The sequence below is a fragment of the Brucella intermedia LMG 3301 genome (genome assembly GCF_000182645.1).
Taxonomy (GTDB): Bacteria; Pseudomonadota; Alphaproteobacteria; order Rhizobiales; family Rhizobiaceae; genus Brucella; species Brucella intermedia.
In genome coordinates, this window is the sequence record NZ_ACQA01000001.1 from 414733 (window position 1) to 440691 (window position 25959).

The window sequence follows — 25959 nt, forward strand, 5'->3', positions numbered from 1 at the left end:
CGGATGAATAAAGAAAACCCCGCTTCGGCGGGGTTTTTATTTTCTCGATCCTCATCCTGAGGAGGCCCGCAGGGCCGTCTCGAAGGATCGCCCTTCGAGGCTGCGCTTCGCTCCGCACCTCAGGGTGAGGGGTGTGGCGCTCGATAAAGAGGTCAGAAGAGCGCCGGTAAAGAAGGTGCGCGGGGTGATTGAGATTCTGGTGATGACGAGACGAAAATGGTGCTTCTCGAGAACCGGAGCGGAATGTACTTTAGAGCGCATCCCGAAAAGTGTGAAACGGTTTTCGGGAAAGATGCGCGTGAAAACAAAGAATTAGAGCGCCGACTGATCCAATCAGATCGGAACGCGCTCTAGGGTACATGAGCACCGGAAGCGAAGAGAAGCGCCATTTGCAGACCGTCAGTGCCTGAACCTCAGTCGCCACGCGGCCAGGTATCCGACAGCCGGTATCCACCGGGAAACGGATCGCTCGGATCGAGCATGAGCTGCGAGGTTCCTGTCACCCATGCGCGACCGGAAATAATGGGGCTGATGGCTGGCTTGCCACCAAGCTCAAGCGTCTTGTCGAGCCGACAATGAAACTCCGTACCCAGCACGGACTTGCCGATGAATTTCTCACCGACCTTCATTTGTCCCTTGGCGTGCAGCACGGCCATGCGCGCCGAGCAGCCCGTTCCGGTCGGGGAACGGTCGAGCTTGGCCGGGCGGATCGCAACGGTGTTCACGCCCGTCAGCACGTCGCCCTCCCGTGCTACCGGCTCGGTGATCTGGCAGAAGGAAATGTGGTTCCAGTCTTTTTCCGGGTGGCGGAAGCCCAGTTGTTCATTGGCAGCCTTGGTGATCCTGACGCCAATCTCGGCCAGTTCCCGCGCCTGGCCTGGCTCGATCTTCATGCCGATATGCGCCGCATCCACAATGACGAAACTGTCGCCGCCATAGGCGGTATCGACAGTGATCGTGCCCAGTCCTTCCACTTCCAACGATGCATCTAGTCGGTCGGCGAAAGATGGAACATTGCGCACGCTGATGCGCTCGGCCTTGCCATTGCGGCACTCCGCTTCCACCTCGATAAGCCCACCTGGCGCTTCCAGCACCATTCGCGTCACCGGCTCCTCCATCGGGATGATGCCGCTGTCCAAAAGCACGGTCGAGACACAGATCGAGTTCGAACCGGACATCGGCGGCGTATCCGCAGGTTCCATGATGATGAAGCCCATCTGAGCGCGAGGATCTTTCGGCGGCACCAGCAGATTGACGTGGCGAAACACCCCGCCGCGCGGTTCGTTGAGCACGAAATTGCGCAAGGTCTCGTCGCTGGCAATGAAGCGCGATTGTTCCCATACCGTTGCACCCGGAGGCGGGGCCACACCGCCGACGATGACATCGCCGACTTCGCCCTCCGCATGACAGCCGACAATATGGATGACTTTGGTGCTGCGCATGACGCCTCCTGCGATTAATGCAATCATTCCTATCGGTTAGGCCATAAGCGTCAATCCTTTATCGGACAGGCAATGACGCTTTCGCGTCAGAATGAGGATTTGATTCCTCCATGTGTCCAGAGACGAAAAATCCATTTCGAGACGTGTTGCTTCTTTGAGCAAGTCTGATATCCATGTTGCTCTAATTTTGTGCAAATCGATGCGCAGCCCGCTTGGCTCCGGATCAGTTTCTGGAACATACACAACGTTCCCAATAGAAATTGAGCAACCCGAAAAGTTGGGGCGAAGTCGCTCTTGCAGCGACAAACGCCCTTAGCCGGCATGGGACGGTCGATGATCGTATTTCCGCGCCTCTTCTCAGATTGACATGGTCTCTGATGTTCCGGGGCGTGGCCTCATTCAAATGGAACATCCGGCGGGTTGACGGCCCCGGATGCTTCGGGGAGCGGACTATGGACAGGACAAACAATGCGGGCTTTGAGCAGCCCCATGAATCCGGCACGCAACGCTGGGGCAGGGAGATGGTCGCGGCGCTGACACTCGGCTGGCCGCTGATCTTCACCAATCTTTCGCAGGCCGCGCTGACGGCGACCGATGTCATCTTTATCGGCCGTCTCGGAGCGGACACGCTCGCCTCGGCTTTGCTGGCGACGAGCTTCTATCATACGCTGATGATCTTCTCGATGGGGCTTGTCTCGGCGGTGATGCCTATGATCGCCATTGCGCTTGGCAAGAACCGCCATTCGGTGCGTGATGTGCGCCGCACCGTTCGTCAGGGTTTCTGGACCGCAATCATGATCGCGGTCCCGGTCTGGGTCGTGCTCTGGCATTGCGAGGAAATTTTCCTGTTTCTCGGCCAGCGTCCGGACATCGCCGCCCGCTCGACGGATTTCATGCACACGCTGCAATGGGCGCTGTTGCCTTATCTGGGCTATATCGTGCTGCGCTCATTTTTTGCGGCGATGGAAAAGCCGATGTGGACGCTGCTCATTGCAGCCCTTGCGATCGGTTTCAACGCGCTTGCCGGCTGGACGCTGATTTTCGGCCATTTCGGCTTCCCGCGCATGGAATTGCATGGCGCCGGTATCGCCACCACGGCATCAAGCACGATGATGTTCCTCGGACTTGCCTTCATCACCCTGCGCCATCGCCGTTTCCGCCGCTATCACCTGTTCGGCCGTTTCTGGCGTCCCGACTGGGCGCGCCTGCTTGAACTGTGGCGTATCGGCATTCCAATGGCGCTCACTTTCGTGTTCGAGACCTCCATCTTCTATGCCGCGGTGGTCATGATGGGCCGCATCGGCCCGACGGCCATGGCGGCTCACGCCGTGGCGATCCAGATCGCATCGCTCAGTTTCATGGTGCCGCTCGGTTTCGGACAGGTGGCAACCGTGCGTGTGGGCCGTGCTTATGGCGCCGGCCACCCCAAGGCGATTGCCTATGCGGGCTGGAGTGCCTACGCGCTCGGTGTGGGCTTCATGGCGGTGATGGGGCTGCTTATGGTGCTCATCCCTCGCTTGTTCATCGGCGTCTTCCTTGATCTGCACGACCCGCAGAACCTGCCGGTGATGGAACTGGCCGTGACTTTCTTGGCGCTGGCCGCACTCTTCCAGATCGTTGACGGCGCACAAGCCGTTGCAGCAGGCATGTTGCGCGGCCTGCGGGATACCCGCGTGCCGATGTTCCTGGCTCTGTTTGGCTATTGGGGCGTGGGCTTGCCGCTCGGCGCATTGCTTGCGTTCAAGTTCGAGCTTGGCGGTGTCGGTATCTGGCTCGGTCTTGCCGCGGGTCTCGGCATTGTGGCAGTGTTAATGACACTGCGATGGCGCAGGCATCTTGCACATGTTTCGGCTCACCCTGCCTGAGCGCTCCAATAAAAAAGCCATACGCCCGGCGGGCGTATGGCTTTGACGATCTGATCCTGCGACTTACTTCGTCAGCGCAATGATGCGGTCGAGTGCAGCGCCGAAGCCTTTCAGCGAAACCTTGAAGGCAACCGGCTGGCTTGGGCTCAGGGCTGTCGTGGTGACGTTGATATTGGTGCCGGCCTTGAGGGCGGCAACCTGCTTGGCGTCGAAGCTTACTGGAGCCAGGCAACCCTGCGGCAGGCAGGTGGAGAAAGCGAGATTCGGTGCGGCTGCGTCATCGATCTTGAGGGCCGCGCCCTTGGCGAGATCAAGGCCGAACGGCATCAGCAGGACGCCTTCAACCTTGCCCGCGACATTGCGCAGTTCCGCCGTCAGAACGCGCTGGCCGGTCTGCGTGCTGCTCTGCTCCTGACGCATCACGCAGATGCTGGTGTCTTTCTGGTTCTGACAGGAAACAGTCCAGTCCTCATAGGTTTCCTGCAGATTGCTGGCGCCGCCCGGAAGCGGGGCAGCAAAGGACGAAGCGCCTGAAATGGTTGCGAGCGTGAATGCAAGACCGATTACACGATAGATTTTCATAAATAGATTCTCTCTGAAATGAATGGCTCCCGGAGCCGTATACTCCGAGACAGTGTTCAAGAAAATGATATTGAGCATAAAATATTCGCCTCATCAACTGCGATCGTTGTTTGTATTTTAGTTATATAAATAGCTATCAATATATTGCTTCTTGTGCGGTTGCGTCTCTTCCGGCGCGAGGTTTTTCCCCGCGCCCCTTTTCCTCGCAAGGCGGGAACTTTAAAGTCATCGGCTGAAAGGTCGGCCTGGGGTGCCGGGAGGAGAGAACGTGACGCTACGCTACCAGATCGTTGCACTGGCGATTGTGCCGCTCATCGTGGCCATATTGACGGTCACGGCCTTTATTACCTGGCAATCGGCCAATCTGGTGCAGAGCAGCATCGCCACTTTCGAGAAGAATATGCTGAAAGCCAAGGAGACCGAGCTTCTCAATCTCACCAATCTGGCCCTTTCCTCCATACAGCAGATTTACGACGAGGCCGGTCCCGACGATACCGCGGCCATGGAAAAGGTGCGCGAGATACTGACCTCGCTCGATTATGGTCGCGACGGTTATTTCTTCGTCTATGATTATGACGGCAATAATGTCGTTCATCCGCGCCAGACCTTCCGCCCGGGCCACAACTGGCTCGACCTCGTCGATCCGGACGGGGATCGCGTCATCGCCAATCTGATCGGCAAGGCCAAGGAGGGTGGCGGGCTGCACCAGTATAAGTGGGAAAAGCCGTCGAGCGGCGAAATGGCCGACAAGCTTTCCTTCGCGGTCGGTCTGGATAAATGGAAATGGATGCTGGGAACGGGTGTCTATCTCGATGACGTCTATGTGCAGACTGCCGCCGCTAATGCGGATTTTCGCGCCAATATCCGCACGACCTTCCTCATCGTCAGCCTGATCGCCGTTCCGGCTGTGATGCTCGTCTTCGCGACCTGCATGCTGCTCAACCTGCGTGAGCGGCGCATGGCGGATACCAAGCTGAAGGAACTGGCGCAGCGCATCATCGATACGCAGGAGGAGGAACGGGCGCGACTGGCGCGGGAGCTTCACGACGGCATTTCCCAAAATCTCGTCGGCGTCCGCTACGCCATCGACCTTGCGAGCCGTCAGGTGAGAATGGGCAGCGGGGGTGCGCCGCTTGCAATCGAAAAGGCATCGGACGCGCTCAACGGCGCAATCAAGGAAGTGCGGCGGCTTTCGCATGATCTGCGTCCGCGCATTCTGGACGATCTTGGCCTGACCGTCGCGCTCAAGGCCCTGTGTGAGCATTTCTCTGAACGGACCGGCATTGAAACCCGACTGGAAGCGAGCGGGTTGAGCGAGACGCTGAAGCCGGAGGCAAGCACTGCGCTTTATCGTGTCGTGCAGGAGGCGCTCACCAATGTGGAGCGTCATTCCGGCGCGAGCCGCGTGAACATCCGTCTCTGGGAAGCCGGTGGCAAGGTGACGATGACGGTTGCCGATGATGGTAATGGTTTCACCGCGCGTGATTTGAAGGACCCGCTTTCCGGACTTGGCCTGCGAAATATGCAGGAACGGATGGCACATTTCGGCGGGGTGCTCTTGGTTGAAACCAGTGCAGATGGTACGCAACTGACCGCGCGCCTGCCGCAGTCGGCAACAGAAAGAAAGCGGGAACCGGAAGTCGCATGACGAATGAATGCAAGATTCGCGTATTGCTCGTGGACAACCACCCGCTGGTGCTGGACGGTTTGCGGGCTGTACTCGAAACCTATGACGATATCGATGTGGCTGGCGCGGCTTCCAATGCGCGGGCCGCTCTCGAACTGGCGCTTGCCGTCAACCCCGATGTAGTCCTGATGGATATCAATATGCCACTTCTCAACGGTATCGACGCCATCGAACTGTTCAAGAAGCAGTTTCCCGGCATCCGTATCCTCATGCTGTCCATGCACGACAGCCGCGAATATATCTCGACCTCGATCATGCGTGGGGCTTCGGGATATGTCTTGAAGGACGTGTCCACGGCAGAAATCGTGGCCGCCATTCATGCGGTCGCGTCAGGCGGAACCTATTTCTCGTCCGGCGTTTCGGAAGCGCTGCTCGACAGCGGCGAGAGGAAGTCGGAAGGTTTGTCCGTTCGCGAAAACGACGTGCTGGTGCTGGTGGCCGAAGGCGGAAGCAATCGCGAGATTGCAATCAGGCTCGGCATTTCGGAAGCAACCGTTGAAACCCACCGCAAGAACATCAAGAAGAAGCTTGGAATTGCCAGCACGGCGGGGCTTACGCGCTACGCCATAGAAAACCGGTTGCGCCTGTCTTCGCCATAACCGGCATCGGCCACTGACTGCTGATTTCGCCTTACCCACTAATGGGTAGTCCTTTGTTCCTTAGAACATTCGTCCGCTTGCGAGGCGGATTCGCCGGTCCTATCATCCGCCCCAAAACCGCTTGAGGAGGCGGAACAGAAGGGGAGGAGCGATGTCAGTCTTGCTGGCGTTGTCGCGCGCTATCGACGCGGCCAATAATATCATCGGAAAATCCGTATCGTGGCTCATACTGGTGGCCGTGCTCATCAGTGCCATCAACGCGGTTTCGCGCAAGCTGTTCAATGTCAGTTCGAATGCATGGCTGGAAGCGCAATGGTATCTGTTCTCGGCGGTCTTCCTGATCGCAGCCGGATATACGCTCTTGCACAGCGAGCATGTGAAGGTCGATCTTCTTTACAGCCGCTATTCGCGACGGACACAGCTTCTGGTCGAAATTTTCGGTACGATCTTTTTCCTCCTGCCTTTCTGCCTCATCACGATTTACCTCTCCTGGCCCATCGTGGAAGCAAAGATCGCCAGCGGCGAGACTTCCAACAATACCGGGGGGCTGGTTCTCTGGCCGGTCTGGGTGCTGATCCCCATCGGCTTCGGCCTGCTTGCATTGCAGGGAATCTCCGAACTCATCAAGCGCATCGCAATCCTTCAAGGGCGCATACCGGACACGGTCGCCATTGAAGATGCGGAAGCCCAGGCGCTCTGAGGGGAACGGACATGATTGCTTTTATTGCGGAAAATCTCGCCCCGCTGATGTTCCTGTCGCTGGTGGTCGTGCTTTTGCTCGGCTATCCGGTTGCCTTCGCGCTGGCTTTCGTCGGTTTCGCCTTCGGTTTCGTCGGCATCGAAATGGGCCTGCTGCCGGTCAATCTGTTCGGGGCCATACCGGACCGCATCTTCGGGCAGATGTCGAACGAGACATTGCTTGCCATTCCCTTCTTCACCTTCATGGGGCTGATACTGGAGCGAAGCGGCATGGCGGAAGAACTGCTCGATACCATCGGGCAGCTTTTCGGTCCGGTGCGCGGCGGTCTCGCCTTTGCCGTTATCGTCGTTGGCGCGCTTCTGGCGGCAACGACCGGCGTGGTTGCCGCCTCGGTCATTTCCATGGGGCTGATTTCGCTCCCGATCATGCTGCGCTACGGCTATGATCGCAAAGTGGCGAGCGGCACGATTGCCGCCTCCGGCACGCTGGCACAGATCATTCCGCCAAGCCTCGTTCTGATCGTTCTGGCCGATCAGTTGGGCCGTTCGGTCGGCGATATGTACAAGGGCGCGCTGGTCCCCGGCCTGCTGCTCGTCGGCTTCTACTGCGCCTTCATCATCGGCATGGCTATCTTGCGGCCCGATTCGGTGCCCGCGCTGCCGCCGCAGGCCCGCACCCTGAAAGGCTGGAGGCTGCTGCAGCGTGTGGTGATCTCGCTCGTCCCGCCGCTGGTGCTGATCTTCCTGGTGCTGGGAACGATCTTCATCGGTGTTGCAACGCCAACGGAAGGCGGCGCCATGGGCGCGGTCGGCGCGCTCTTTCTGGCCATCATCAACCGCCGCCTCAACATGACGATGCTGAAATCGGCGCTTTATGCCACGGCGAAACTGTCTTCCTTCGTCATTTTCATTCTGCTCGGCGCCCGCGTGTTTTCGCTCACCTTCTATGGCGTCAACGGACACATATGGGTCGAGCATCTGATGACGTCCATTCCCGGCGGCGAGATCGGCTTCCTGATTGTCGCTAACATACTGGTGTTCTTCCTGGCCTTCTTCCTCGATTATTTCGAGCTGGCCTTCATCATCATCCCGCTTCTGGCGCCAGTCGCCGACAGCCTCGGCATCGACCTGGTCTGGTTCGGCGTCATGCTGGCGGTCAACATGCAGACATCGTTCATGCATCCGCCGTTCGGCTTCTCGCTCTTCTATCTGCGTTCGGTAGCGCCATCGCGTCCCTACAAGGATAAGGTAACGGGTGCGACCATCCAGCCGGTGACGTCAGGTCAGATCTATATGGGATCGATCCCGTTCCTCTTAATCCAGCTTGTCATGGTCGGCATCATCATCGCCTTCCCGGGCATCGTGACCCACTACAAGAGCGGCCATCCGCAGGCCGATCCTGCGTCAATCCAGATCAATGTGCCGATGCCCGATGCTGGCGGCGGCAATCCGTTCGGCGCGGCTCCGCCGCCTTTTGGAGCGCCCGCGCCATCGAACGAACCCTTGCCCGCACCGTCATTCGGCTCGCCGCAGCCGAGCTTCGGGCAGGACAAGGACCAACAGCAAAAGCCTGCTCAATGAGGGGAAACGAGCATTGAGCAGGCCCAATAAAACCAGAACAATCTTTGGAGGAGACACATGAAACAGGATTTGAGCCGTCGTACATTTCTGACCAAGGGTGCAGCAATCGGCGCTGCCGCCGCAACGAGCGGAGCCGCACTCGCAACTCCTGCAATCGCGCAGGAATTGCCGACGCTGCGCTGGCGTCTGACTTCGGGCTTTCCGAACAATCTGGATACCATCTATGGCGGCGCGGTCTTCATGGCGAATGCCGTGTCGAAGATGACCGACGGCAAGTTCCAGATTCAGGTCTTCCAGGCTGGTGAAATCGTGCCGGGCCCGCAGGCCATCGATGCGGTTCAGGCCAATACCGTCGAAATGGCGCATACCTGCGGCTATTACTTCACCGGCAAGAACCCGGCCTTTGCCATCGGCACGGCCATCCCCTTCGGCATGAATACGCGCCTGCAGAACGCATGGCTCTATCACGGCGGCGGCAACGAGCTTTATAATGCCTTCCTCGCCGATTACGGCATCGTTGGCATTGTCGGGGGCAACACCGCCGCGCAGATGGGCGGCTGGTACCGCAAGGAAATCAAGAGCCTTGAGGATCTCAAGGGCCTGAAGATGCGCATCGCCGGTGTTGCCGGTGAGGTCATGTCGCGGCTCGGCGTCGTTCCGCAGCAGCTTCCGGGCGGCGACATCTATCCGTCGCTGGAGCGTGGCACGATCGACGCCGCCGAATGGGTCGGCCCCTATGACGACGAGAAGCTCGGCTTTTACCAGATCGCGCCTTACTATTATTACCCGGCCTTCTGGGAAGGTGGTGCTTCGGTGCACTTCTTCATCAACAAGCAGCAATATGAAAGCCTGCCTGAGGCCTACAAGGTTGCGCTCAATACGGCTGCCGAAGCCGCGACCCAGAATATGATCGCGCTTTACGACGTGAAAAACACCGCTGCGATCCGATCGCTGGTGTCCAAGGGCGTAAAGCTTCAGCCATTGCCGCGTGACGTTCTGGATGCTGCCTACAAGGTCGCCTTCGAACTCTACGCGGAATACAACGAAAAGAATCCGGCATGGGCGAAGATCTATCCGTCGTGGAAGAAATTCCGTGACGAAGGTTTCGAATGGTTCCGCGTCGCTGAATATACCTATGACAGCTATGTCTATGCGCAGCAGGCGGCAGGCAAGTAGCCGCTGACGGAGGTGGGCGCCGATCCAGTCGACCGGATCGAAGCGCGCGCCAGATGCAGATGCTTGTAAACGGGGCCTTCGGGCCCCGTTTGTTTTGATGTGTAAGAAAATATAGAAATAGTTCGATAAAAATTGTTAGCTTGAATATATTGGAAATATTAATTGAGATATAAATTCTGAGTTATATAATGCTTATAAGTAAAGCAGTTAATAATTAGTGCTAAAATTGACACATATGCTTTCATAAAACAGTTTTATTATAAAATTGGAATTGATGATTTTGAATAATTCATTCTATCACGTCTCGTCTGAAAAATTCTGGAGATAGTGAAATGAAAATCAAGAGCTTGTTGTTCGGCTCGACTGCGGCGCTGGTTGCAACCACCGGGGCATATGCTGCGGATGCTATTGTAACGCCCGAGCCCGAGTCCGTTGAATATGTTCGCGTTTGTGATGCCTATGGTGCGGGATATTTCTACATTCCGGGTACCGAAACCTGCCTGCGCATCTCCGGTTATGTTCGTTACGACGTCACTGGCGGCAACAATGTCTACGGTCGCGGTTTTGTCGATGGTAACAAGGCCGATACGCGCCGGGATACCTGGGATAACAAGGCTCGCTTCACGCTGGACATGACGACCGTTTCGGAAACCGAACTGGGCACTTTGAAGACCTTTGCTGAAACCCGTTACGATTGGGGCAATGGTGTTGAGGGTTCGTCCGGTTCGCTGCGCTACGCCTATATCCAGCTGGGCGGCCTGCGTGTCGGTCTTGATGAATCGGCCTTTGTTACCTTTCCGGGCTATCTCGGCAATGTCATCAACGATGACGTGATCCTCGCGGGCGGCTATCGCACGAACCTGATCAGCTATACCTTCACCGGCGGCAACGGTTTCTCCGCCATTGTGTCGCTCGAACAGGGCAACAATGACGATACGGACGGCAAATACGGCTTCAACGGCGTCATCAAGGATTACACGCCGCATGTCGTCGGTGGCCTGAAGTATGAAGCTGGCTGGGGCAAGATCGCGGGTGTCGCCGCCTATGATGCGCGCAACGAAGAGTGGGCAGGCAAGGTCCGCGCTGATGTGAACATTACGGACCGTTTCTCGATCTGGGCGATGGGCGGTTACAAGTCCAACAAGGACGAATACATCACGCAGACCGATGGAAATGGCAATGTGCTCGGTTCCGTCCGTGCAATCAGCAGCTTCTACGGCACCTGGGGTGGTGACTGGGCAGTCTGGGGCGGAGCGGCATTCAAGGTTACCGACAAGGCGATCTTCAATGCGCAGGCAGCCTATGATGGCAGCAAGACTTTCGCAGCCACTGCCAACGTAGCCTATGAAATGGTTCCGGGCTTCACGGTTACGCCGGAAGTTTCCTATACCAAGTGGCAGGACGACAAGTCCTACCTCAAGGGCAAGGACGCGTGGCAGGGCATGGTTCGCTTCCAGCGCTCGTTCTAACGCATTTCCAGCAAACTGCGGCGCGGTTTGCGTAGGATATGCGAATGTTGATCCGGGAGGTTCGTCCTGGCCTCCCGGGTCTCTTCTTAAGCCCGATTATCCGTTCAGTTGGTGTAACGGAGATGAATTCATTTAAGTTTTGTTGCTATAGTATTTTATCGATTTGAATGAATATTATTGAAATGCAAGATGCATGCGGGAGATCGATGCATCGGTTTAACAAAATTGTAATTTGAATTTTTATATTCTTGTCCTATGTTTAAGGAACCATTCGATAGCGTAGAAGGACTGCGCTGTTTTCAAGTCTGATCTCCAGTCGGAAGAATGGTACGGCGAGCTTCGGCTCGCCGTTTTTATTTGCATTCCAACCAAGGAAAAGGCCGGGACATGACCGGCCTTCGGTCGATATGCAAGTGGTGGATATGCTGGTCGCCTATCGCGAAAGCTTCATGTGCCGGTTGACGTCCTTGTAGAGCAGGTAGCGGAACTTGCCGGGGCCGCCTGCATAACAGGCCTGCGGGCAGAAGGCGCGCAGCCACATGAAATCGCCGGCCTCCACTTCCACCCAGTCCTGATTGAGCCGATAGACGGCTTTTCCTTCCAGCACGTAAAGCCCGTGCTCCATGACATGGGTTTCGGCAAACGGAATGACCCCGCCCGGCTCGAACGTAACGATGGTTACATGCATGTCGTGGCGCAGGTCGTTCGGATCGACAAAGCGCGTCGTTGCCCAGGCTCCATTGGTGTCTGGCATGGGGTGAGGCGCGATATCCTTTTCGTTGAGAAATAGCGGTTCCGGAACGTCGAGGCCATCGACATATTCATAAGCCTTGCGCACCCAATGGAAGCGGGCCGTAGCTGCGCCGCTATTGCGCAACGTCCAGCCGCTCTTCGGCGGCAGATAGGCGTAGCCACCCTCGGTCAGCGTATGGGACTTGCCCGCCACCGTGACCGTGATCTCACCTTCGACCACGAACAGTACGCCTTCCGCGCCCTCATCCAGTTCGGCGCGATCGCTGCCGCCGCCCGGCTGCACTTCCATGATATATTGCGAGAAAGTCTCGGCAAAGCCGGAAAGGGGCCGCGCAATCACCCAGAGCCGCGTCTTGTCCCAGAAGGGCAGGAAGCTTGTCACGATGTCGCTGAATGTTCCCTTGGGAATGATCGCATAGGCTTCGGTGAACATGGCGCGATCGGTGAGGAGCTGCGTCTGCGGCGGCAGGCCGCCCGTCGGTGCATAATAGGTGCGATTGTTCTTGTCGTTGCCCATGTGGGGAATTCCTTATGTGAGAAGCTGGATCCACGACGCATCAGAAGGTCAGCCGTGAAATCGTAAAATAAAAGCGCCCGGAAGCGAACCTCCGGGCGGCGGGGATCAGTAAAGCGCTTCGGGCAGAATATCCTTGAGGCGCAGCAGGGCGATGCGTTCCACCTGAGCGCAGGCGGTTTCAAATTCCGTATCACGATCATTGGAAACGCGGCGCTGGAAAGCGTCGAGGATTTCCTTTTTGTTGCGCCCCCTCACGGCGATGATGAAGGGAAAGCCGAACTTCGCGGTATAGGCATCGTTCAGTTCGGTGAAGGACTGCTTTTCCGCGTCCGTCAGCGCGTCGAGACCGGCGCCAGCCTGTTCGGCGGTCGATTCCGCGGTCAGGCGTTTTGCCTGTGCCAGCTTGCCGGCAAGGTCAGGGTGCGCTTTGAGCACGGCCAGCCGTTCCTCCGGCGAGGCGGCGCGGAACACCCTGGTCATGGCTGCGGCGAGACCCGAAGCGGTGTCTTCCTCCACGGTGAGGCCCGCATCGTAGGCACGTTCCGCGATCCAGGGCGAATGTTCGAAAATGCTGCCATAGCGCGCGACGAATGCGTTTTTCTCAGCGCTGGAAGGCACGACGTCCGCAACGGCCGGCTTGTAGTTTTCATGCCAGTGACGGGCGATATCGACGCGCTTGGCGACCCAGACCTTGTCATGGCTCTGCACGTAGTCGAGGAAGCGTTCCAGCGCGGCCACGCGGCCCGGACGCCCGACAAGGCGGCAATGCAGGCCGATGGACATCATCTTCGGCGCGCCTTCGGCACCTTCGCGATAGAGCACGTCAAACGTGTCTTTCAGATAGGTGAAGAACTGGTCGCCGGAATTGAAACCCTGCGGCGTGGCAAAGCGCATGTCATTGGCGTCCAGCGTATAGGGTACGATCAGGTGCGGCCCCTTCGGCCCCTGCACCCAGTAGGGCAGTTCATCGGCATAGGAATCGGCGGAATAGAGGAACCCGCCTTCTTCCATCACCAGTTTCAGCGTGTTGTCCGACGGCTTGCCCTGATAGATGCCGAGCGGGCGCGAACCGGTGATTTCCGTATGAAGGCGCACGGCTTCGCGGATGTGCTCGCGCTCGATCTCTTCGGGAACGTCCTTATATTCCCACCAGCGCAGTCCATGGCTGGCGATTTCCCAATCCGCTTCCTTCATGGCGGCGACGGCTTCGGGGTTCCTCGCCATGGCAAGCGTCACGCCATAGACGGTTACGGGCATGTTGCGGCGGGTGAAGGCGCGCCACAGGCGCCAGAAGCCGGAACGGGCGCCATATTCGTAGATCGATTCCATATTGAGGTTGCGCTGGCCCTGCCAGGCTTGAGCGCCGACAATCTCGGAAAGCAGGCATTCGGACGCCGGATCGCCGTCAAGAACGCAGCATTCGCCGCCTTCCTCGTAATTGACGACGAACTGCACGGCGATGTTCGCCCCTCCCGGCCAGCGCGGATCTGGTGTGTTGCGTCCATAGCCGACGAGATTGCGCGGATATTTCATTGCGGGTCTTCCCTCGTATTCGTTCGTTTTACCCATGATAATAAAGATTTATCGCTATTATTCCCCTTCAAAAATTTGAAAGACATCCAACGATAACCATCTTTCCCAATGCGCAGGATCGCGAAATACTGAATGCTGGGAACATGGTGTGGTTGCGGCCCCACAGCCGATGCCGATATCGGGCCGAAATAAACCACCGGAAATCAAAAGCTTGTAAGTTCTTCAGTCGGGACGGCAGGAGAATCGAAGAGCGGCAGGAGTGCAAATGGGTCAGGAAAAGAGCGGTGATGGCCGGTTGACGACGCATGTCCTCGACACGGTAAGCGGCAAGCCGGCAGCAAATCTGCGCATCGAATTGCGCCGCATCGAGAATCAGCAGGCAGAACCCATCCGTGAAATTCGCACCAATGACGATGGCCGCTGCAATGAGCCGCTGCTGTCGGGGGGCAACTTGCGGGCCGGTTCCTACGAGCTTCTGTTTCATGTCGGCGAATATTTCGGCAAGACTGACGATGCCGTACCGTTCCTTGACGTCGTTCCTTTGCGCTTTGGCATTTCAGACGAAAAAGCGCATTATCATGTACCGCTTCTCGTTTCGCCCTTTTCCTATTCCACCTATCGCGGGAGCTAAGCGCCATGAACCAGTCTGTGCACCAGTCTGTGCGACACACGATCCGCTTTCTTCTGAACGGTGAAAAGATCGAACTCGACCGTGTTTCGCCGACCGAAACGCTGCTCGACTATCTGCGGCTGTCCGCCAAGCTGCGCGGCACCAAGGAAGGCTGCGGCGAAGGCGATTGCGGTGCGTGCACGGTGCTGGTCGGCAAGATTTCCGACGGCAAGCTGGTTTATGAGAGCGTCAATGCCTGCATCCGTTTCATGGGTTCGCTGGATGGTTGTCATGTGGTGACGATCGAACATCTGCGCGGAGCGGATGGCGGCCTGCATCCCGTGCAGAAGGCCATGATCGAATTTCACGGCTCGCAGTGCGGTTTCTGCACGCCGGGCTTTGTCATGTCGCTCTACGCCTTGTGGATGCGCGAACCGAAGCCTGCCGATGCCGAGATTGAAAAGGCATTGCAGGGCAATCTTTGCCGTTGCACCGGCTATGAGGCGATCATGCGCGCCGCGCGTGCCATTTCCGATTATGGCACGGCAACGGAAGATCCGCTCGCAGCCGAACGCGCGCTCGTGCTGGAACAACTGGCGGCGATGCGCGATGGCGTGCGGGTAGAAGTGGGCGAAGGCAGGGACCGGTTGATCGTGCCTGCCGATCTCGACGATTTTGCCACCATTCTGGCGGCGGAACCGAAGGCGACCATAGTCGCCGGTTCCACCGATGTGGGCCTTTGGGTCACCAAGATGATGCGCGACATTTCTCCGGTCGTCTTCATCGGCCATCTGGATGAACTGCGTTCCATGCGCGAGGAAAATGGTGTCATCACCATCGGCGCGGGCGTCACCTACACGGAAGCCTTCGGCTTCCTCGCCAGACGCATTCCCCAGCTCGGCCAGCTCATCAACCGCATCGGCGGCGAACAGGTGCGCAATATGGGTACTATCGGCGGCAATATCGCCAATGGTTCGCCGATTGGCGACACGCCGCCGCCGCTGATCGCACTTGGTGCAAAGCTCACCTTGCGCAAAGGGGCGGAGCGACGCACCATACCTCTGGAAGAGTTCTTCATCGCCTATGGCAAACAGGACCGCGGGGCTGGCGAATTCGTCGAGGCCGTGCATGTGCCGGTGCCGGCGGAAAACAGCCATTTTGCCATTTACAAAGTGTCGAAGCGTTTTGAGGAAGACATTACCGCGACGCTCGGCGCTTTCCATCTGACGCTCGATGCGGCAGGCAATGTGGCGACCGTTCGTATCGCCTATGGCGGCATGGCGGCAACGCCGAAGCGAGCAAGCGCGGTGGAGGCAGCACTGACGGCCAGGCCCTGGACAGAGGCGAGCGTTGAAGCGGCGCTGGAAGCCTATTCGCAAGATTATACGCCCTTGAGCGATATGCGCGCGACTGCCGAGTACCGGCTGCTCGCGGCGCGCAATCTGTTGCGGCGTTTCTTCGCCGAAACGGAAGGCAGTTACACGCCGCTGCGCGCGGCGGAAATCGCCGCGGCGTGAGGAGGCAATCATGAACAAGCATCCTGCAAACGCACTGAAAGCGGCCCGTATCGTCGGTGGTGTGGCGACCGACCAGAAGCACGATTCCGCGCACAAGCATGTCACGGGAACGGCTGTCTATATCGACGATATACCGGAGCCCGAAGGCACGCTGCACATCGGTCTCGGGTTTTCTTCCGTCGCACATGGTACTTTCAAGTCGATCGATTTGTCGGCGGTTCGCGCCGCTCCCGGCGTGATCGACGTGCTGACCTACAAGGACGTGCCCGGCGAGAACGATGTTTCGCCGTCAGGCATGCATGACGATCCGATCTTCGCCGTCGACAAGGTCGAGTTTCACGGCCAGCCGATCTTTGCGGTTATCGCCAAAACCCGCGATCAGGCGCGCCGCGCCGCACGTCTGGCGAAAATCGACTATGAGGAAGCAGCGGGCATCTATTCCATCGATGGGCTGGATGGTCTGAAGGACCGGCTTGTCACCACGCCGCTGACGTTGAAGCGCGGCGATGCGCGCGCGGCCATCGATGCCGCACCGCATCGCATCAAGAACCGCATGTATCTCGGCGGGCAGGATCACTTCTATCTTGAAGGGCAGGTTTCGCTGGCTATCCCCGGCGAGGATGAGGACGTCACCGTCTATTGCTCCACGCAGGGACCGAGCGAAACCCAACATCTGGTCGCCCATGCGCTGGGCGTTCCGAGCCATTCCGTGACGGTGGAAGTGCGCCGCATGGGCGGTGGCTTCGGCGGCAAGGAAACGCAGGCCAACCAGTGGGCGGCGATTGCAGCCATCGCGGCCAAGAAGCACAAGCGTGCCATGAAGATCAGGCTCGACCGCGACGAGGACATGACCTCGACCGGCAAGCGCCACGGCTTCGTCATCGACTATGAAGTCGGCTTCGACGATGAAGGCAATATTCTGGGCATCGATTATCTGTTTGCCCTCAATGCCGGGTTCTCGGCTGACCTTTCCGGTCCGGTCGGCGACCGCGCCTTGTTCCACTGTGACAATGCCTATTTCTTTCCGGCAGTTCATGCGCAGTCGGCGCCGCTTTACACGAACACCGTGTCGAACACGGCGTTTCGCGGCTTCGGCGGCCCGCAGGGCATGGTCGGTGCGGAACGTGTGATCGATGAAGTGGCTTTCGCTGTCGGCAAGGACCCGCTGGAAATCCGCAAGCGCAATTTCTACGATGAAATGGGTAAAGACGGCACGCGCAACGTCACGCCCTATCACCAGAAGGTGGAGGATTGCATTATCCAGCGTATCGTTGCGGAACTGGAGGAAAGCTCCGATTACGCAAGGCGCCGCGAAGCGATCCGCGAATTCAACGCCAAGAGCCGCTATGTCAAACGCGGCATCGCACTGACCCCGGTGAAATTCGGCATTTCCTTCACCAAGACGGAGTCCAATCAGGCTGGCGCTCTGGTGCATGTGTATAATGACGGTTCGGTGCATATGAACCATGGCGGCACGGAAATGGGGCAGGGGCTCCATATGAAGGTGGCGCAGGTCGTGGCCGAGGAATTCCAGATCGACATCGACCGGGTGAAGATCACCGCGACGACGACCGCCAAGGTGCCGAACACCGCGCCGACGGCGGCTTCTTCCGGGGCCGATCTCAACGGTATGGCCGCACAGGATGCTGCCCGCCAGATCAAGAAGCGCCTGATCCATTTTGCGGCCCAGCAATATCAGGTGCCGGAAGACCAGATCGTCTTTCTTCCCAACCGCGTTCGCGTCGGCAATCAGGAAATCAGCTTCAACGATCTCGTCAAGCAGGCCTTTATCGGTCGCGTACAGCTTTCGGCGGCAGGTCACTACAAGACGCCGAAAATCCATTGGGACCGGGCCAAGGGTCGCGGTCATGCTTTCTACTACTATGCTTACGGAGCAGCCTGTTCCGAAGTTTCCGTCGACACTCTGACTGGCGAATATGTGGTGGAGCGCACCGATATTCTGCATGATACCGGGCGTTCCCTGAACCGCGCCATCGATATCGGTCAGGTTGAAGGCGGCTTCGTGCAGGGCATGGGCTGGCTGACGACCGAGGAACTTGTGTGGGACGACAAGGGGCGGCTTCGCACCCATGCGCCATCCACCTACAAGATTCCGCTGGCTTCCGACCGGCCCAAGATATTCAACGTGGCGCTGACCGACTGGTCGGAGGCCTATGAGCCGACGATCCATCGCTCCAAGGCTGTCGGCGAGCCGCCGCTGCCGCTGGGTCTGTCGGTGCTACACGCTCTGGCCGATGCTGTCGCCAGCGTGGCGGATTACAAGGTCTGCCCGCGTCTTGACGCGCCAGCAACACCGGAACGCGTGCTGATGGCCATCGAGCGGCTCCGCAAGCAAAAGGGCTAGAAAAATGCCGGGCGCACGTGACGATATCCGGGCTTTTCTCAACCGGCGTCCCGATAGCGTGCTGGTGGAAGTCACCGATGTGAAAGGTTCCGCGCCCCGCGATGCGGGGGCGTGGATGCTGGTTGCCCGCGATATGATCTTTCGGACCATCGGGGGCGGTCAGCTGGAATATATGGCTATCGACCATGCCCGGAAAATCTTGGCTGGCGGCAGGGACACACCCATGGACGTCCCACTCGGCCCGGAAATCGGCCAATGCTGCGGCGGACGGGTGGGCCTGAGCTTCAAACGTGTCAATCGCGGGCTCACCGACGAGCTTGTCAGCAAGGTCGATGCCGAAATAGCCACGCGCCCGCATGTCTATGTCTTCGGCGCGGGCCATGTCGGCGATGCGCTGGCAAATGCACTTTCGTTCACGCCCGTCCGGGTCGTTCTCGTGGATACGCGGGAAGCCGAGCTGATGGCCTGCGATGTGCCGGGCGTCGAGACCTGTCTGTCGGCGATGCCCGAGCAGGTGGTGCGTTCCGCCCCTCCGGGCAGCGCCTTCATCGTCCTCACCCACGACCATGCGCTGGATTTTCTCATCGTTACCGAGGCTTTGCAGCGGCGTGATGCCGTCTATGTCGGCATGATCGGCTCGAAGACCAAGAAGGCCACTTTCAAGAATTGGTTGAAGCGCGAAATGGGCAGCGACAATCTTTTTGAAAATCTCGTCTGTCCGGTCGGCGGAGCCGTCGTGAAGGACAAGAGGCCGGAAGTCATCGCAGCATTGGTCGCTGCCGAAGTTCTGACAGCAGTTCTGACCTCCGCACGTATCTCGCAGCCCGCCTGATCGGGCGTTTTTTTGGCGTTCCCGAGGCGGCAAAGAAGTATAGAGCGGTTTCAGCCGCTCTATGCCAAAGCCTCGCGGATCAGTCGCTGGCACCGTTCCGTCATGAAATCGATGATGAGACGAACCTTCGGATCCTGAAAGCGTTTGTGTGGATAGATCGCAGCTAGCTGGATCGGCGCGGGTGGGGTGTTTTCGAGGATGGGAACCAGTCGTCCGTCGCGTATATATTCCTTCACTTCAAACAGCGGCTTGTTGATGATGCCCCGCCCGCCGAGCGCCCATTGCGTCAATACGTCGCCGTCATCGGAGTCATATGGCCCGGTGACCTCAAATTTGCGCAGGCCTTCCGGCGTTTGCAGGGACCAGTAATATTCCTTCGAGCCCGGAAAACGCAGCAGAAGACAGTCATGCTTGTCGCCCAGCAACTCGTCCGGTGACTGCGGAACCCCGTGTTTCTCAAGATATGCGGGTGCCGCGCAGATCACGCGTTCGCAATTCATGATGCCGCGCATGCGCAGGTTGGAATTTTCCAAGACACCGAGCTTGAAAGCCACATCGACGCCTTCGCTCATGATGTCCACTTCATGATCGGAGAGGCGGAGCCGCACTTCGATGTCGGGATATTTGTCGTGAAACTCCGGGATTCCGGATGCGATCAGCCGTCTGCCGAAGCCAAGCGGCGCGGTGATGCGAATCGATCCCTTCGGATTTTTCGCCAGTTCCGCCACGGCCGCTTCCGCCTCATCCACGGCTTCGAGGATTTTCAATGCACCGTCATAGAATACGCGGCCATGTTCGGTCGGCGTGAGCTTGCGCGTAGTCCGATTGAAGAGCCTCACTCCCAGGTGCTTCTCCAACTCCTTGATTCGATTGCTTGCAACTGCCGGCGATGCGCGCTGATCGCGGCCCGCCGCGGATAGATTTCCCAATTCGACAACGCGCACAAAAACGCGCAGATTATCAAGATATGACATACGTCCCCTCCACGATTGTCTAGATTTTTTTGAAAGTGCTGGTCGTGATGTGACGTTCCCTGAACCTGATTCCTTTGGCACATAATGCAACAACGAACAATGGGCTAAGAATTGGCTCAAGAAACGGGATAAGAAATGGGAGTCCCTGATGTATGATTTCGCCGTAGCCTGGGACTGGCTGGGCTTCGCAGCGCGGTGGCTGCACGTGATTACCGCGATTGCGTGGATCGGCTCGTCCTTTTACTTCATCGCGCTCGATCTTGGCTTGCGCCAGCGCCCCGGCCTGCCGGAAGGTGCGCACGGCGAGGAATGGCAGGTCCACGGTGGCGGCTTCTACCACATCCAGAAATATCTGGTTGCGCCCGCCGAAATGCCGGAACACCTGACCTGGTTCAAATGGGAATCCTACGCCACCTGGCTGTCGGGCTTCACGCTGCTCTGCATCGTCTACTATGCGGGTGCCGATCTCTACCTGATCGATCCGAACGTCCTCGACGTCTCGCGTCCGGTCGCCATCGGCATTTCGATTGCCTCGCTGGCCTTCGGCTGGATCGCCTACAACACGATCTGCAAGCTGATGCTCGGCAAGAGCGATACGCTCCTGATGGTCATTCTCTACTGTATTCTGGTCGTGGTGGCCTGGGGCTATACGCACCTGTTCACGGGACGCGCTGCCTTCCTGCATCTGGGTGCCTTCACGGCGACGATCATGTCGGCCAATGTGTTCATGATCATCATCCCGAACCAGAAGATCGTGGTGGCGGATCTGATCGCTGGCCGCAAGCCCGACCCGAAATACGGCAAGATCGCCAAGCAGCGTTCGACCCACAACAACTATCTGACGCTGCCGGTTCTGTTCCTGATGCTGTCGAACCACTATCCGCTGGCTTTCGGGACGCAGTTCAACTGGATAATCGCCTCGCTGGTGTTCCTGATGGGCGTCACGATCCGCCACTGGTTCAACACGCAGCATGCCCGCAAGGGCAGCCCGACCTGGACCTGGCTGGTAACGGTCATCCTGTTCATCGTCATCATCTGGCTCTCGACTGTGCCGAAGGTGCTGACCGGCGAGCCGGAAGAACAGAAAATCTCGGCCTTGCAGCAGTCCTTCATCTCGGACCCGCACTTTGGAAAAGTGCGGGATACCGTTCTGGGGCGCTGCGCCATGTGTCACGCCAAGGAGCCGGGCTGGGAAGGCATCATCGCGCCGCCGAAGGGCGTCGTGCTCGACACAGACCGGGATATCGCGGCCCATGCGCGTGAAATCTATTTGCAGGCAGGCCGTTCGCATGCCATGCCGCCCGCCAACGTTACCGGCGTGAGCGAGGAAGAACGCCAGCTTCTTGCCTCCTGGTACCAGTCCGCCACGCAAGGCTCGAAATAAGGGACCAAGACCACAATGACCAAGCTTCTGATCCGCGGCCGCGTGCTGACCTTTCGTGACGAGCCGCAGAGTCTCGATGACAATGCCGCCTACCGCTATATCGAAGACGGCGCCGTTCTGGTCGAAGATGGCCGTATCCTTCGTCTTGGCGATTATGCTGAAGTCAGTAGCGAGGCAGGCAGCGACATAAAAGTCGCCGACCATCGCCCGCACCTGATCCTGCCCGGCTTCATCGATACGCATATCCATTACCCACAGACGCAGGTCGTCGCTTCCTATGCAGCCAATCTTCTGGAATGGCTCAACACCTATACCTTCGTGGCCGAGCAGAAATTCGCCGACGAGCAGCATGCCGAATTCATCGCGGAGCGCTTTCTGGACGAGCTGATCCGCCACGGCACCACCACGGCGGTCGCCTATTGCTCCGTGCATCCGCAGAGCGTGGATGCCTATTTCCGCGCCTCGCAGCATCGCAACATGCGTATGCTCGGCGGCAAGGTGATGATGGACCGCAATGCGCCGCCCGCCCTCTGCGACACTGCACAGTCGGGTTATGACGACACAAAGGCGCTGATCGCGCGCTGGCAGGGCAAGGGCCGCCTCGATTACGTGATCACGCCGCGCTTTGCCATCACCTCCACGCCGGAGCAGCTCGAAGCAAGCCAGGCGCTTGTCCGTGAGCACCCCGGCAGCTACATCCAGACGCATTTGTCGGAAAACCACGACGAAATCACCTTCACCAAGTCGCTTTACCCGGATGCGCCCGACTATCTTGGCATATACGAGCATTACGGCCTTCTGGGAAACAAGACCCTGCTCGGCCATTCCATCCATCTGGAAGACCGCGAAGTGCGCGTCATGGCGGAAACCGGCTCGATTGCCGTCTTCTGCCCGACCTCCAACCTGTTCCTCGGCTCGGGCCTCTTCGACCGCGACCGCCTGAAAGCATCGGGGCGTGCGCATGTCGGTGGCGACCGATGTCGGCGGCGGCACGAGCTTCTCGATGCTGCGTACCATGGATGAAGGCTACAAGGTCCAGCAACTGCGTGGAAACCGCCTGAACCCGTTCCAGTCCTTTTACATGATGACGCTCGGCAACGCCCGCGCGCTCTCCATGGAAGACAGGATCGGTACGCTCGACGAGGGAACGGAAGCCGATATCGTGGTGCTGGATTCGTCCGCCACATCGCCGATGCGGCTTCGCATGGCGGCTGGCGCGACGCTGGAGCAGGAGCTGTTCCTGTTGCAGACATTGGGCGATGACCGCGCCATTGTCGAAACCTATGTGGCCGGCAAGCCGCTCAAGGCTGAACTATAAAGCGTCATCGCTGCGCTTCTCCCTCATCTTGAGGTGCGGAGCGAAGCGAAGCCTCGAAGGACGAGGGCACGCGCTGTGCGTTTTCCCTCAGCCCTTCGAGACGCTCCCCTTAGACAAGCTCAAGAAAGCTCCTCAGGATGAGGGAAAAGAGCGGCGTGGCAATAGAGAGTTCAGCCCAAAATAATCGTACTCAGAGCTCTTCCGGGCGTTTGCCGCCCATGGCGCGCGTCAGCTCATCGGCGGTGGAGCGGATGAGCGGCCCGAACTCCTCCAGTTTCTTTTTCGGCAGGCGCACGGCAGGGCCGGAAACGGAAATGCCGGCAATCGCCTCGCCATATTCATTGAAAATCGGCGCGGCGATGCAGCACATGCCGAGCGTATGTTCTTCATCGTCGACAGACCATCCGCGCGTCCGCGTCGCCTGAATGTCTTTCAATAGCGCGGGCAGGCTGTCGAGCGTGCGCTGTGTAAAGTGTTCGAGCGCGCGTCCGGACAGGGCATGCGCGATTTCCTTGTCCGACCAGGTGGACAATATGGCCTTGCCGATGCCGGACGCATGGATAGGCCCGCGCCGTCCGGGCCGGAAAAAGGCGCGCATCGGCGCATGGCTTTCAATCTGCGAAATGAACACGACATCGCCGCCGTCCTCGACGCCGATATTGGCGGTCTCGCCGCTCGTTTCCATCAATGTCTTCAGATAGGGGCGCGCCAGAATACCGAGCTTGCGGAACCGGCGAAAGGCATTGCCGATCTCGAAAGCCTTGACGCCGATGGTCCAGTCGCCGCTTTCCAGATCGTGGGAAACCATTCCATGATTGGCCAGCGACGACAGCAGGCGGTGCACGGTGGAAGGCGCCATGCCGCTCGCATCGGCAAGGTCGGTCAATGTCGAGCCGTCATTCTCTGCGATCAATGCCAGCAGCTTCAGGCTTCGATCGAGAACCTGCACAGACGAGGGCGCTCCGTTTTCCGCCGCCTTGCGGCCCCGCTTTACCTTCGCCTGTTCCATCACCGTCTCCGAATCCCGCCTAAACTCAGGAATTATCACTATCGCATCCATTGCTACTCGGAAAGACGCAGCCAGATTATCTCCGTTCCGTTGAAAATCTTTATTTCCATATAGTGATATGCATTTCCATTTTTTGATAATAGCATTGGTAAATGGATTAGAGTTCCATAGGAGGAATGGCCATGGCCAGAATGCGTGCAGTCGATGCAGCCGTGCTTGTGCTGGAGAGAGAAGGGACCAATTGTGCTTTCGGTGTACCGGGCGCAGCGATCAATCCGTTTTATTCGGCGATGAAGGCGCGCGGCTCGATCCGCCATATACTGGCACGTCATGTCGAAGGCGCTTCGCATATGGCCGAGGGCTATACCCGTGCAAAGCATGGCAATATCGGCCTGTGCATCGGCACCTCCGGCCCGGCCGGAACAGATATGATTACAGGTCTCTATTCGGCTTCCGCCGATTCGATCCCGATCCTCTGCATCACCGGTCAGGCGCCGCGCGCACGTCTCGACAAGGAAGACTTTCAGGCCGTCGATATCGCCAAGATCGCAGCCCCCGTCACCAAATGGGCGGTCACGGTCATGGAACCGGCTTTGGTGCCTTATGTCTTCCAGAAGGCGTTCCACATCATGAAGTCGGGCCGTCCCGGTCCGGTCCTCATCGACCTGCCGATCGATGTCCAGCTTGCCGAAATCGAGTTCGACATCGACACTTACCAGCCGATGGAAGCCTATAAGCCAGCCGCCACGCGGGCGCAGGCCGAAAAGGCGCTCGCCATGCTGAACGAGGCGGAACGTCCGCTGATCGTGGCCGGGGGTGGCATCATCAACGCCGATGCGTCCGACCTTTTGGTCGAATTCGCCGAAATCACCGGCATTCCGGTCATCCCGACCCTGATGGGCTGGGGTGTCATCCCTGACGACCATCGCCTGATGGCGGGCATGTGCGGTCTCCAGACCTCGCACCGCTACGGCAACGCCAATCTGCTGGCCTCCGATGTCGTCATCGGCATCGGCAACCGCTGGGCGAACCGTCATACCGGCAATGTCGACACCTACAGGAAGGACCGCAAGTTCATTCATATCGATATTGAGCCGACCCAGATCGGCCGTGTATTCGCGCCGGATTTCGGTATCGTTTCGGATGCGGGCAAGGCGCTGAAGCTGCTGCTGGACGTCGCGACCGAATGGAAGTCGGCAGGCAAGCTGCGCGACTGGTCGGGCTGGGCCAAGGAGTGCCAGGAGCGCAAGCGCACCATGCTGCGCAAGACACATTTCGACCAGACGCCGCTGAAGCCGCAGCGTGTCTATGAAGAGATGAACAAGGCTTTCGGTCGCGATACCTGCTATGTGACGACTATCGGCCTCAGCCAGATCGCCGGTGCGCAGTTCCTGCATGTCTATCGCCCGCGCAACTGGATCAATTGCGGTCAGGCCGGTCCGCTTGGCTGGACACTGCCCGCAGCGCTCGGTGTCCGTGCCGCCGATCCCGACCGTCCGATCGTGGCGCTTTCCGGCGACTATGATTTCCAGTTCCTGATCGAGGAACTGGCGGTCGGCGCACAGCACAAGCTGCCCTACATTCATGTGGTCGTGAACAATTCCTATCTCGGCCTCATCCGTCAGGCGCAGCGCGGCTTCAACATGGATTTCGAGGTCAGTCTTGCCTTCGACAACATCAATGCCGGTGGCGATGCGGAAAAGGGCTATGGCGTCGATCACGTGGCGGTTGCCGAGGGCCTTGGCTGCAAGGCGATCCGGGTTCGCAGCCCCAACCAGTTTGCCGAAAGTTTTGAACAGGCAAAAGCGCTGATGGCAGAGCATCAGGTGCCGGTGGTCCTGGAATTCATCCTCGAACGCGTTACCAATATTTCCATGGGTATCGACATCGATCAGGTTGTCGAATTCGAGGAGCTGGCCGAACGCGGCGAAGATGCACCGACCGCTATCGCAGCACTTTTGGATTAACGTGTTGCCGATTTAATGCTTCGTATCTCCCTCATCCTGAGGTGCGGAGCGCAGCGAAGCATCATCCTGAGCCCGTCGAA

19 protein-coding genes and 1 pseudogene are annotated in these 25959 nt (G+C 58.4%); 14 read left to right on the forward strand and 6 right to left on the reverse strand.

Features of this window, described 5'->3' with window-relative positions; genetic code table 11:
- Positions 1-413 precede the first annotated feature (413 nt).
- Entirely contained in the window at positions 414-1442 is a 1029-nt protein-coding gene (locus OINT_RS01880; protein ID WP_006471041.1) for a trans-3-hydroxy-L-proline dehydratase, read from the reverse strand.
- A 452-nt stretch (positions 1443-1894) separates the two neighbouring features.
- Here OINT_RS01880 and OINT_RS01885 point away from each other — a divergent pair, with 452 nt between their 5' ends.
- A complete protein-coding gene (locus OINT_RS01885) occupies positions 1895-3307 on the forward strand; it encodes an MATE family efflux transporter (RefSeq protein ID WP_006471040.1) in 1413 nt (470 codons plus the stop codon).
- Between the two features lie 63 nt (positions 3308-3370).
- On the opposite strand, the gene OINT_RS01890 is transcribed toward OINT_RS01885, so the two are convergent.
- On the reverse strand, positions 3371-3889 hold the full coding sequence (locus OINT_RS01890; protein ID WP_006471039.1) for an invasion associated locus B family protein: 519 nt from the start codon (positions 3887-3889) through the stop codon (positions 3371-3373).
- A gap of 268 nt (positions 3890-4157) precedes the next feature.
- Between OINT_RS01890 and mctS the strand changes: the two genes are divergently transcribed.
- From mctS to OINT_RS01920, 6 genes are all read left to right on the forward strand, one after another.
- A complete protein-coding gene (gene mctS, locus OINT_RS01895) occupies positions 4158-5537 on the forward strand; it encodes a two-component system sensor histidine kinase MctS (RefSeq protein WP_006471038.1) in 1380 nt (459 codons plus the stop codon).
- A complete protein-coding gene (gene mctR, locus OINT_RS01900; RefSeq protein WP_006466099.1) occupies positions 5534-6175 on the forward strand; it encodes a two-component system response regulator MctR in 642 nt (213 codons plus the stop codon). Before mctS ends, mctR begins: the two co-directional genes overlap by 4 nt.
- A gap of 151 nt (positions 6176-6326) precedes the next feature.
- Positions 6327-6875 (forward strand): TRAP transporter small permease subunit, encoded by a 549-nt coding sequence (locus tag OINT_RS01905; protein WP_006466100.1) that lies wholly within the window; start codon positions 6327-6329, stop codon positions 6873-6875.
- A gap of 11 nt (positions 6876-6886) precedes the next feature.
- Positions 6887-8455, forward strand: a complete 1569-nt coding sequence (locus OINT_RS01910; protein WP_006466101.1) for a TRAP transporter large permease — start codon at positions 6887-6889, stop codon at positions 8453-8455.
- Between the two features lie 57 nt (positions 8456-8512).
- The gene (locus OINT_RS01915; protein WP_006466102.1) at positions 8513-9631 is read left to right on the forward strand and encodes a TRAP transporter substrate-binding protein; all 1119 of its coding nucleotides are present in this window, start codon (positions 8513-8515) and stop codon (positions 9629-9631) included.
- A gap of 332 nt (positions 9632-9963) precedes the next feature.
- Positions 9964-11100 carry a porin gene (locus tag OINT_RS01920; protein ID WP_006466103.1) on the forward strand — a complete coding sequence of 379 codons (1137 nt, stop codon included), beginning with the start codon at positions 9964-9966 and terminating at the stop codon, positions 11098-11100.
- Between the two features lie 433 nt (positions 11101-11533).
- Here OINT_RS01920 and OINT_RS01925 read toward each other — a convergent pair whose 3' ends face one another.
- Entirely contained in the window at positions 11534-12370 is an 837-nt protein-coding gene (locus tag OINT_RS01925; protein WP_006466104.1) for a bifunctional allantoicase/(S)-ureidoglycine aminohydrolase, read from the reverse strand.
- A gap of 105 nt (positions 12371-12475) precedes the next feature.
- Entirely contained in the window at positions 12476-13903 is a 1428-nt protein-coding gene (gene puuE / locus OINT_RS01930) for an allantoinase PuuE (protein WP_006471037.1), read from the reverse strand.
- Positions 13904-14168: 265 nt separating this feature from the next.
- Between puuE and uraH the strand changes: the two genes are divergently transcribed.
- From uraH to xdhC, 4 genes are read left to right on the forward strand one after another with little or no spacing between them, the layout of a single operon-like run.
- The gene (gene uraH, locus OINT_RS01935) at positions 14169-14534 is read left to right on the forward strand and encodes a hydroxyisourate hydrolase (RefSeq protein WP_006471036.1); all 366 of its coding nucleotides are present in this window, start codon (positions 14169-14171) and stop codon (positions 14532-14534) included.
- Between the two features lie 17 nt (positions 14535-14551).
- On the forward strand, positions 14552-16030 hold the full coding sequence (gene xdhA / locus OINT_RS01940; RefSeq protein ID WP_172491106.1) for a xanthine dehydrogenase small subunit: 1479 nt from the start codon (positions 14552-14554) through the stop codon (positions 16028-16030).
- A 10-nt stretch (positions 16031-16040) separates the two neighbouring features.
- Positions 16041-18395 carry a xanthine dehydrogenase molybdopterin binding subunit gene (gene xdhB, locus OINT_RS01945; RefSeq protein WP_006466108.1) on the forward strand — a complete coding sequence of 785 codons (2355 nt, stop codon included), beginning with the start codon at positions 16041-16043 and terminating at the stop codon, positions 18393-18395.
- Between the two features lie 4 nt (positions 18396-18399).
- Positions 18400-19227, forward strand: a complete 828-nt coding sequence (gene xdhC / locus OINT_RS01950) for a xanthine dehydrogenase accessory protein XdhC (RefSeq protein ID WP_006466109.1) — start codon at positions 18400-18402, stop codon at positions 19225-19227.
- 59 nt (positions 19228-19286) lie between these two features.
- Here the strand turns inward: xdhC and OINT_RS01955 are convergent, their stop codons facing one another.
- Positions 19287-20201 carry a LysR family transcriptional regulator gene (locus OINT_RS01955; RefSeq protein WP_006471035.1) on the reverse strand — a complete coding sequence of 305 codons (915 nt, stop codon included), beginning with the start codon at positions 20199-20201 and terminating at the stop codon, positions 19287-19289.
- A gap of 148 nt (positions 20202-20349) precedes the next feature.
- Between OINT_RS01955 and OINT_RS01960 the strand changes: the two genes are divergently transcribed.
- Together OINT_RS01960 and guaD are read left to right on the forward strand one after the other, a co-directional pair.
- Positions 20350-21585: a urate hydroxylase PuuD gene (locus tag OINT_RS01960; protein ID WP_006466111.1), complete on the forward strand. Its 1236-nt coding sequence runs from the start codon at positions 20350-20352 to the stop codon at positions 21583-21585.
- Between the two features lie 15 nt (positions 21586-21600).
- Positions 21601-22903 (forward strand): annotated as a pseudogene (guaD, locus tag OINT_RS01965) (guanine deaminase).
- 190 nt (positions 22904-23093) lie between these two features.
- Here guaD and OINT_RS01970 read toward each other — a convergent pair.
- The gene (locus tag OINT_RS01970) at positions 23094-23912 is read right to left on the reverse strand and encodes an IclR family transcriptional regulator (RefSeq protein ID WP_006471033.1); all 819 of its coding nucleotides are present in this window, start codon (positions 23910-23912) and stop codon (positions 23094-23096) included.
- A 182-nt stretch (positions 23913-24094) separates the two neighbouring features.
- Here OINT_RS01970 and gcl point away from each other — a divergent pair, with 182 nt between their 5' ends.
- Positions 24095-25879: a glyoxylate carboligase gene (gene gcl, locus OINT_RS01975; protein ID WP_006471032.1), complete on the forward strand. Its 1785-nt coding sequence runs from the start codon at positions 24095-24097 to the stop codon at positions 25877-25879.
- Positions 25880-25959: the final 80 nt, after the last annotated feature.

What these genes read in the sequence shown, in the direction of transcription:
- OINT_RS01880 (WP_006471041.1), bottom strand. Translation starts at nt 1,442, where the DNA reads ATGCGCAGCACCAAAGTCATCCATATTGTCGGCTGTCATGCGGAGGGC.
- OINT_RS01885 (WP_006471040.1), top strand. Translation starts at nt 1,895, where the DNA reads ATGGACAGGACAAACAATGCGGGCTTTGAGCAGCCCCATGAATCCGGC.
- OINT_RS01890 (WP_006471039.1), bottom strand. Translation starts at nt 3,889, where the DNA reads ATGAAAATCTATCGTGTAATCGGTCTTGCATTCACGCTCGCAACCATT.
- mctR (WP_006466099.1), top strand. Translation starts at nt 5,534, where the DNA reads ATGACGAATGAATGCAAGATTCGCGTATTGCTCGTGGACAACCACCCG.
- OINT_RS01905 (WP_006466100.1), top strand. Translation starts at nt 6,327, where the DNA reads ATGTCAGTCTTGCTGGCGTTGTCGCGCGCTATCGACGCGGCCAATAAT.
- OINT_RS01910 (WP_006466101.1), top strand. Translation starts at nt 6,887, where the DNA reads ATGATTGCTTTTATTGCGGAAAATCTCGCCCCGCTGATGTTCCTGTCG.
- OINT_RS01915 (WP_006466102.1), top strand. Translation starts at nt 8,513, where the DNA reads ATGAAACAGGATTTGAGCCGTCGTACATTTCTGACCAAGGGTGCAGCA.
- OINT_RS01920 (WP_006466103.1), top strand. Translation starts at nt 9,964, where the DNA reads ATGAAAATCAAGAGCTTGTTGTTCGGCTCGACTGCGGCGCTGGTTGCA.
- OINT_RS01925 (WP_006466104.1), bottom strand. Translation starts at nt 12,370, where the DNA reads ATGGGCAACGACAAGAACAATCGCACCTATTATGCACCGACGGGCGGC.
- puuE (WP_006471037.1), bottom strand. Translation starts at nt 13,903, where the DNA reads ATGAAATATCCGCGCAATCTCGTCGGCTATGGACGCAACACACCAGAT.
- uraH (WP_006471036.1), top strand. Translation starts at nt 14,169, where the DNA reads ATGGGTCAGGAAAAGAGCGGTGATGGCCGGTTGACGACGCATGTCCTC.
- xdhB (WP_006466108.1), top strand. Translation starts at nt 16,041, where the DNA reads ATGAACAAGCATCCTGCAAACGCACTGAAAGCGGCCCGTATCGTCGGT.
- xdhC (WP_006466109.1), top strand. Translation starts at nt 18,400, where the DNA reads ATGCCGGGCGCACGTGACGATATCCGGGCTTTTCTCAACCGGCGTCCC.
- OINT_RS01955 (WP_006471035.1), bottom strand. Translation starts at nt 20,201, where the DNA reads ATGTCATATCTTGATAATCTGCGCGTTTTTGTGCGCGTTGTCGAATTG.
- OINT_RS01960 (WP_006466111.1), top strand. Translation starts at nt 20,350, where the DNA reads ATGTATGATTTCGCCGTAGCCTGGGACTGGCTGGGCTTCGCAGCGCGG.
- OINT_RS01970 (WP_006471033.1), bottom strand. Translation starts at nt 23,912, where the DNA reads ATGGAACAGGCGAAGGTAAAGCGGGGCCGCAAGGCGGCGGAAAACGGA.
- gcl (WP_006471032.1), top strand. Translation starts at nt 24,095, where the DNA reads ATGGCCAGAATGCGTGCAGTCGATGCAGCCGTGCTTGTGCTGGAGAGA.